5 protein-coding genes and 1 pseudogene are annotated in these 7107 nt (G+C 69.0%); all 6 read right to left on the reverse strand.

Annotated elements, in window-relative coordinates:
• Positions 1-28: 28 nt before the first annotated feature.
• Positions 29-2599, reverse strand: coding sequence for an ATP-dependent chaperone ClpB (gene clpB / locus ABZ297_RS00855; protein WP_355337235.1), 2571 nt, complete (start codon positions 2597-2599; stop codon positions 29-31).
• A gap of 49 nt (positions 2600-2648) precedes the next feature.
• A pseudogene (locus tag ABZ297_RS00860) lies at positions 2649-2954 on the reverse strand (helix-turn-helix transcriptional regulator); the annotation flags it as partial.
• Between the two features lie 3 nt (positions 2955-2957).
• Positions 2958-4130 carry a molecular chaperone DnaJ gene (gene dnaJ / locus ABZ297_RS00865; RefSeq protein ID WP_355337238.1) on the reverse strand — a complete coding sequence of 391 codons (1173 nt, stop codon included), beginning with the start codon at positions 4128-4130 and terminating at the stop codon, positions 2958-2960.
• Between the two features lie 19 nt (positions 4131-4149).
• The gene (gene grpE / locus ABZ297_RS00870) at positions 4150-4746 is read right to left on the reverse strand and encodes a nucleotide exchange factor GrpE (RefSeq protein WP_355337241.1); all 597 of its coding nucleotides are present in this window, start codon (positions 4744-4746) and stop codon (positions 4150-4152) included.
• Positions 4746-6614 (reverse strand): molecular chaperone DnaK, encoded by a 1869-nt coding sequence (gene dnaK, locus ABZ297_RS00875; protein WP_355337245.1) that lies wholly within the window; start codon positions 6612-6614, stop codon positions 4746-4748. Before dnaK ends, grpE begins: the two co-directional genes overlap by 1 nt.
• A gap of 176 nt (positions 6615-6790) precedes the next feature.
• Positions 6791-7107, reverse strand: a 317-nt coding sequence (locus tag ABZ297_RS00880) for a LamG domain-containing protein (RefSeq protein WP_355337248.1), incomplete at its 5' end; no start/stop codon positions are given.

The following is a 7107-nucleotide window of genomic DNA, read 5'->3' on the forward strand; positions in this document are numbered from 1 at the left end:
GGGGCCTCCGGGCTTGCGTCGCGGGATGCTAGGCGCGCTCGACGAGGAGCTCGTCGTCGTCCAGGTCCACTCGCACCTTGTCGCCGTCGACGATCTCCCCCGCCAGCACGGACCTGGCGAGTTTGTCGCCGATCGCCGACTGGACCAGCCTGCGCAGGGGGCGCGCCCCGTACAGCGGGTCGTAGCCGGTGAGCGCCAGCCACTCGCGGGCGGCCGGGGTGACCTCCAGCGTCAGCCTGCGGTCGGACAGCCGCGCGGCGAGCCGCTCCACCTGCAGGTCGACGATCCGCGCGAGCTCCTCGGAGCCGAGCGCGTCGAACAGGATCACGTCGTCGAGCCGGTTGAGGAACTCCGGCTTGAACGCGCTGCTGACCGCCGCCATCACGGCGGCGCGCTTGGCGCCGTTCTCCAGCTTCGGGTCCACCAGGTACTGGGACCCGAGGTTGGAGGTGAGGATCAGGATGGTGTTGCGGAAGTCGACGGTGCGGCCCTGCCCGTCGGTCAGGCGCCCGTCGTCGAGCACCTGGAGCAGGATGTCGAAGACCTCGGGGTGGGCCTTCTCCACCTCGTCGAGCAGCACCACCGTGTACGGCCGTCGCCTGACGGCCTCGGTGAGCTGCCCGCCCTCCTCGTAGCCGACGTAGCCGGGAGGCGCGCCGACCAGCCTGGCGACGCTGTGCTTCTCGGAGTACTCGCTCATGTCGATGCGGGTCATCGCCCGCTCGTCGTCGAACAGGAACTCCGCCAGCGCCTTGGCCAGCTCGGTCTTGCCGACGCCTGTCGGGCCGAGGAACAGGAACGAGCCCGTGGGCCTGTCGGGGTCGGCGATGCCCGCGCGGCTGCGCCGTACGGCGTCGGACACGGCCCGCACGGCCGGCTTCTGCCCGATGAGGCGCTTGCCCAGCTCGTCCTCCATGCGCAGCAGCTTGGTGGTCTCGGCCTCGAGCAGCCGCCCGGACGGGATGCCCGTCCAGGACGAGATGACCTCGGCGATGTCGTCGGGCCCGACCTCCTCCTTGACCATGGCGTTGTCGGGCGGCGCGGCCTCGGAGGCGGCGCGCAGCTCCTGCTCCAGGCGCGGCACCTCGGCGTACATGAGCCGCGACGCGGCCTCGAAGTCGCCGTCGCGCTGCGCCCGTTCGGCGGCGCCGCGCGCCTCGTCGAGCTGCTTCTTCAGCTCGCCGACCTTGTTCAGCCCGGCCTTCTCGTGCTCCCAGCGGCCGACGAGCGCGTTGAGCTCCTCCTGGCGGTCGGCCAGCTCGGCGCGCAGCCGTTCCAGACGCTGGATGGAGGCCTCGTCGGTCTCCTTCGACAGCGCCAGCTCCTCCATCTTCATCCGGTCCACGTTCCGCTGGAGCTGGTCGATCTCGACGGGACGCGAGTCGATCTCCATGCGCAGCCTGGACGCGGCCTCGTCCACCAGGTCGATGGCCTTGTCGGGGAGGAAACGGCTGGTGATGTAGCGGTCGGACAGCGCCGCGGCGGCCACCAGCGCGCTGTCGGCGATCTGCACCTGGTGGTGGGCCTCGTAGCGGCCCTTCAGCCCGCGCAGGATCGCGATGGTGTCGGCGACCGTGGGCTCGCCCACGTACACCTGCTGGAAACGCCGCTCCAGGGCGGGGTCCTTCTCGATGCGCTCGCGGTACTCGTCGAGGGTGGTGGCGCCGATCATGCGCAGTTCACCGCGGGCGAGCATCGGCTTGAGCATGTTGCCGGCGTCCATGGCGCCCTCGGCGGCCCCCGCGCCGACGACGGTGTGCAGCTCGTCGATGAAGGTGACGATCTGCCCGTCGCTCTCCTTGATCTCGGAGAGCACGGCCTTGAGCCGCTCCTCGAACTCGCCGCGGTACTTGGCGCCCGCGACCATCGCGCCGAGGTCGAGCGAGATCAGCCGCTTGTTGCGCAGCGACTCGGGCACGTCGCCGGCCACGATGCGCTGCGCGAGGCCCTCGACGACGGCGGTCTTGCCGACGCCGGGCTCGCCGATCAGCACCGGGTTGTTCTTGGTCCGCCTCGACAGGACCTGCACGACCCGGCGGATCTCGGAGTCGCGGCCGATGACCGGGTCGAGCTTGCCGCTGCGGGCCCGCTCGGTCAGGTCGACGCCGTACTTCTCCAGCGCCTGGTAGGTGTCTTCGGGGGTTTCGCTGGTGACGCGGGCGTGTCCGCGCACCTTCTCGAACGCGTCGAGCAGCGCCTGCGGGGTCGCGCCCTGCGCCTTGAGCAGGTCGGCGGCCTGCCCGCCGTCAGCGGCGAGGCCGACGAGCAGGTGCTCGGTGGAGACGTACAGGTCTTCAAGCCGCTTGGCGTGCTGCGCCGCGGTGTTCATGACGGTCAGCAGATGCCGAGAGCTGGACGGCGCGCTCACGGTCGAGCCCTGCGCCTTCGGCAGCGACGCGAGCAGCTCCTCCGCCCTGGCCCGCAGGGTCCGCCAGTCGGCGCCGACGACGTCCAGCAGCGGGATGGCGGTGCCGCCCGTCTGGGAGAGCAGCGTGGTCAGCAGGTGCACCGGAGAGATCTCCGGGTTCCCCTCCGCGGCGGCACGCCTCATGGCCCCAGCAAGGGCCTCCTGGCTCTTCTGGGTGAGCTTGTAGTCCATCTGTCTAGGCCCCCGGTGGCAACTCGTAGCGGATCAGCGCCCGGACCATCTGCATCTCGGCGCGGAGGCGGTGAACCTCCTCGCGCAGCCGCAGCGCCTCGTTCTCCAGTTCGAGGATCCGCTTGATGCCGGCGAGGTTGATGCCCTCTTCCTGGGAGAGCCGCTGCACCTCGCGCAGCTGGATGATGTCACGGGTCGAGTAGAGGCGGCCGCGCCCCGCTGTACGGCCGGGGCATACCAGCCCGAGCCGGTCGTACTGCCGCAGTGTCTGCGGATGGAGACCTGACAGCTGCGCGGCCACCGAGATCACGTAGACGGGAGTGTCATCTGACAGGTCGAAATAGTTGGCGTCCATCGGCTACTCGCTTCTGGCTCGCTGAATGAGATCGGCTCGCGGGTCATCGCCCGCGGTCGCGGTGTTGAACTCCGTGAGGAGCTCGCGTGACTTGTCGTCGAGCGACTTCGGCACGACCACCTCGACGCTGGCCAGCAGGTCGCCCTTGGTGCCGTCCTTGCGGGCGGTGCCCCTGCCGCGGACCCGGAACGTGCGCCCGTTGGGCGTGCCCGGGGGGATGCGCAGGGTGACCGGCAGACCCTTGAGGATCGGCACCTTGATCTCCGCGCCGAGCGCGGCTTCGGAGAACGTCACCGGAACGGTGATCGTCAGGTTGTCGCCGCTCCTGCCGAACACGGCGTGCGGCTTGACGTGTGTCTGGATGTAGAGGTCGCCCGCCGGGCCGCCGTTCTCGCCGGGCGCGCCCTTGCCCTTGAGCTTGACGCGCTGCCCGTCGGCCACCCCGGCCGGAATGCGGGCCTGGATGGTGCGGGTGCTCTTGGCCCGGCCGCTGCCCTCGCACACGGGGCAGGGGTCGTCGACGAGCAGCCCGCGGCCCTTGCAGTCGCGGCAGGGCTCGGAGAAGGCGAAGTTGCCCAGGTTGCGGCTGGCCGCGCCGGTGCCCTCGCAGGTCGGACAGACCCGCGGGGTGGTGCCGGCCTTGGCGCCCGTGCCGCTGCACGCCGTGCAGGCGGCCGAGCTGGTCAGCCTGAGCGACACCGTGGTGCCCTCGACGGCCTCGGTGAAGGAGAGAGTGACCTCGGACTCGACGTCCTGGCCGCGGCGCGCCCTGGTGGTGGTGGTCCGCGTGGAGCCACCACCTCGGTTGAACAGCCCGCCGAACAGGTCGCCGAGCCGCTCACCCGCCCCATGGCCCTGCTGCCCCGCGGTGCCGCCGAACAGGTCGCCGAAGTCGAACGGGAAACCGCCACCGCCCGGGCGCTGACCGCCCACCCCGGACCCGAACAGCGTGCGAGCCTCGTCGTACTCCTTGCGGCTCTTGCTGTCGGACAGGACGTCGTACGCCTCGGAGACCTCCTTGAACTTGGTCTCCTTGGCAGAGTCGCCCTGGTTGGTGTCGGGGTGGTACTGCCTGGCCAGCTTCCGGTACGCCTTTTTGATCTCTTCGGGGGTGGCGGTCTTGGGCACACCAAGGACGGCGTAGTAGTCCTTCTCCAGGTAGTCCTTGGTGCTCATTTATCGCCCTTCGTCCTGGTCAGTTCTCAACGTTGTCGTCGGACGCCGGGGGGACGTCCTCCGGTTCAGCCACGGCCACCCGCGCCGGGCGCAGCACCCTGTCTCCCATCCGGTAGCCGGGCTGCAGCACCTCGATCGCGGTGGGTTCGACCACCTCGGGGGAGTAGCTGTGCATCAGCGCCTCGTGGACGGTCGGGTCGAACGGGTCACCCTTCTGGCCGAACGAGCTGAGGCCGAGCTTGGTGACCACCGCCTCCAGTGACTCTGCCACCTTCGCGAAACCGCCGGTGAGTTCGCCGTGATCGCGAGCCCTGCCGATGTCGTCGAGTACGGGCAGGAACTCCGTCAGGGTTCCGGCCAGGGCCTGCTCGCGCACCGCGACCCGGTCGCGCTCGACCCGGCGGCGGTAGTTGGTGTACTCCGCCTGGAGCCGCTGAAGGTCGGCGGTGCGCTCGGCGAGCTGCGCCTGCAGCTCGCCGTCGCCCGCCGCCTGCGCGGGGGCGGGCGCCTCGGGCTGCTGGTCAGCCGTCGGCTTGCGAACCTGCCCCGTCTCCGGGTCGATCTTGCGGTTGTCGCGGATCACCGGCTCCTCATGCCCGTTCTCGCGCGCCGGCATCACTGGCCCTTCTTCGGCTCGTCGTCGACGATCTCGGCCTCGACCACGTCCTCGTCGGCCTTCTGCTGCTGCCCGGCGCCGGCGTCATGGGTGGCGCCGTCAGGGCTGGCAGCCGACTGCTGGCTCTGGGCGTAGATCGCCGAACCCATCTTCTGGCTGACCGTGGCGAGCTTCTCCGCGGAGGTGCGGATCGTGTCGGTGTCGGTGCCCTCCAGAGCCTTCTTCAGCTCGGCGAGCGCGTCGTTCACCTCGGTCTTGATCTCGCCGGGGACCTTCTCGTCGTTCTCGCGGAGGAACTTCTCCGTCTGGTAGGCGAGCCCGTCGGCGTTGTTGCGGACCTCGGCCTCCTCGCGGCGCTTCTTGTCCTCCTCGGCGTACGACTCGGCCTCGCGCATCATCCGCTCGATGTCGTCCTTCGGCAGCGCGGAGCCGCCGGTGATCGTCATCGTCTGCTCCTTGCCCGTGCCCAGGTCCTTGGCGGAGACGTTGACGATGCCGTTGGCGTCGATGTCGAAGGTGACCTCGATCTGCGGGATGCCGCGCGGCGCCGGCGCGATGCCGGTCAGCTCGAAGGTGGCGAGCTTCTTGTTGTACGAGGCGATCTCGCGCTCACCCTGGTACACCTGGATCTGCACCGACGGCTGGTTGTCTTCAGCCGTGGTGAAGACCTCGGAGCGCTTGGTCGGGATCGTGGTGTTGCGCTCGATGATCTTGGTGAAGATGCCGCCCTTGGTCTCGATGCCGAGCGAGAGCGGGGTCACGTCGAGCAGCAGGACGTCCTTGACCTCGCCCTTGAGGACGCCGGCCTGGAGGGCGGCGCCGATGGCGACGACCTCGTCGGGGTTGACGCCCTTGTTGGGCTCCTTGCCGCCGGTCAGCTCCTTGACGAGCTCGGAGACGGCGGGCATACGGGTCGAGCCGCCGACGAGCACCACGTGCGCGATGTCGGAGACCTTGATCCCGGCGTCCTTGATGACCTGGTTGAACGGGCCCTTGGTCCGCTCGAGCAGGTCGGCGGTGAGCCGCTGGAACTCGGCGCGCGTCAGCTTCTCGTCGAGGTGCAGCGGGCCCTCGGACGACGCCGTGATGTAGGGCAGGTTGATGTTGGTCTCGGCCTGGCTGGACAGCTCGATCTTGGCCTTCTCCGCGGCCTCACGCAGGCGCTGGAGAGCCATCTTGTCCTTGGACAGGTCGACGCCGTGGGCGTTCTTGAACCGGTTGACCAGCTCGTCGACGACCCGCTGGTCCCAGTCGTCACCACCGAGGTGGTTGTCGCCGGAGGTGGCCTTGACCTCGACGAAGCCGTGGCCGTCCTCCTGCCCGACGTCGAGCAGGGACACGTCGAAGGTGCCGCCACCGAGGTCGAAGACCAGGATCGTCTGGTCCTGCTCCTTGTCGAGCCCGTACGCGAGGGCCGCGGCGGTAGGCTCGTTGATGATGCGGAGCACGTTCAGGCCCGCGACCGTGCCGGCCTCCTTGGTGGCCTGGCGCTGCGCGTCGTTGAAGTACGCCGGGACGGTGACCACCGCGTCAGTGATCTTCTCGCCCAGGTACGCCTCGGCGTCCTGCTTGAGCTTCTGCAGCACGAAGGCGCTGATCTGCTGCGGGGAGAACTTCTTGCCGTCGATCTCCTGGGACCAGTTGGTGCCCATCTCCCGCTTGACCGAGCGGATCGTCCGGTCGACGTTGGTGACGGCCTGCCGCTTGGCGACCTCACCGACCAGGACTTCGCCGTTCTTCGCGAAGGCGACCACGGACGGCGTGGTCCGCGAGCCCTGCGCGTTGGCGATGACGGTGGGCTCACCGCCCTCGAGGATCGAGACGACGGAGTTGGTCGTCCCAAGGTCGATACCTACCGCACGTGCCATGAGTACGTCCTTGTAGTCAAAGTTGAGTCGGTCAGACTCAAGGTACGAATGCCGGGGGCCTTTGTCAATCGACTTGAGCCTACTCGACTCAACCACCTTGCGGGCACACGCATTCCCGCCCAGGACGAGGAGGTCCCCGGTGCGGCGGGGCTCCGCACCGGGGACTGGTCGTCGGCTCAGCTCACCGGCGTGTTCATGTCGGTTTGGAGTTGTACGGGGGTGAGGGCGGTGTTGTAGATGCGGACTTCGTCGATGAGTCCGTTGAAGTGTTCGCCCCACAGGGTGCTGCCGCCGATGTGGAGGAGGCCGTTGTCGAGGCGGAGGGGGCCGGTGATGGGTTTGGTGGCGGTTTGGGCGCCGTTGGTGAAGAGCTTGAGTGTGGTGCCGTCGTAGGTGGCGGCGAGGTGTGTCCAGGTGTTGGCGGGGATGGTGGTGGTGGCGGTGGCGTCTTGGTAGAGGCTGGTGGTGGTGCTGATTTGGGTGCTGGGGTAGT

This window comes from Nonomuraea sp. NPDC005983, assembly GCF_040614375.1.
Taxonomy (GTDB): Bacteria; Actinomycetota; Actinomycetes; order Streptosporangiales; family Streptosporangiaceae; genus Nonomuraea.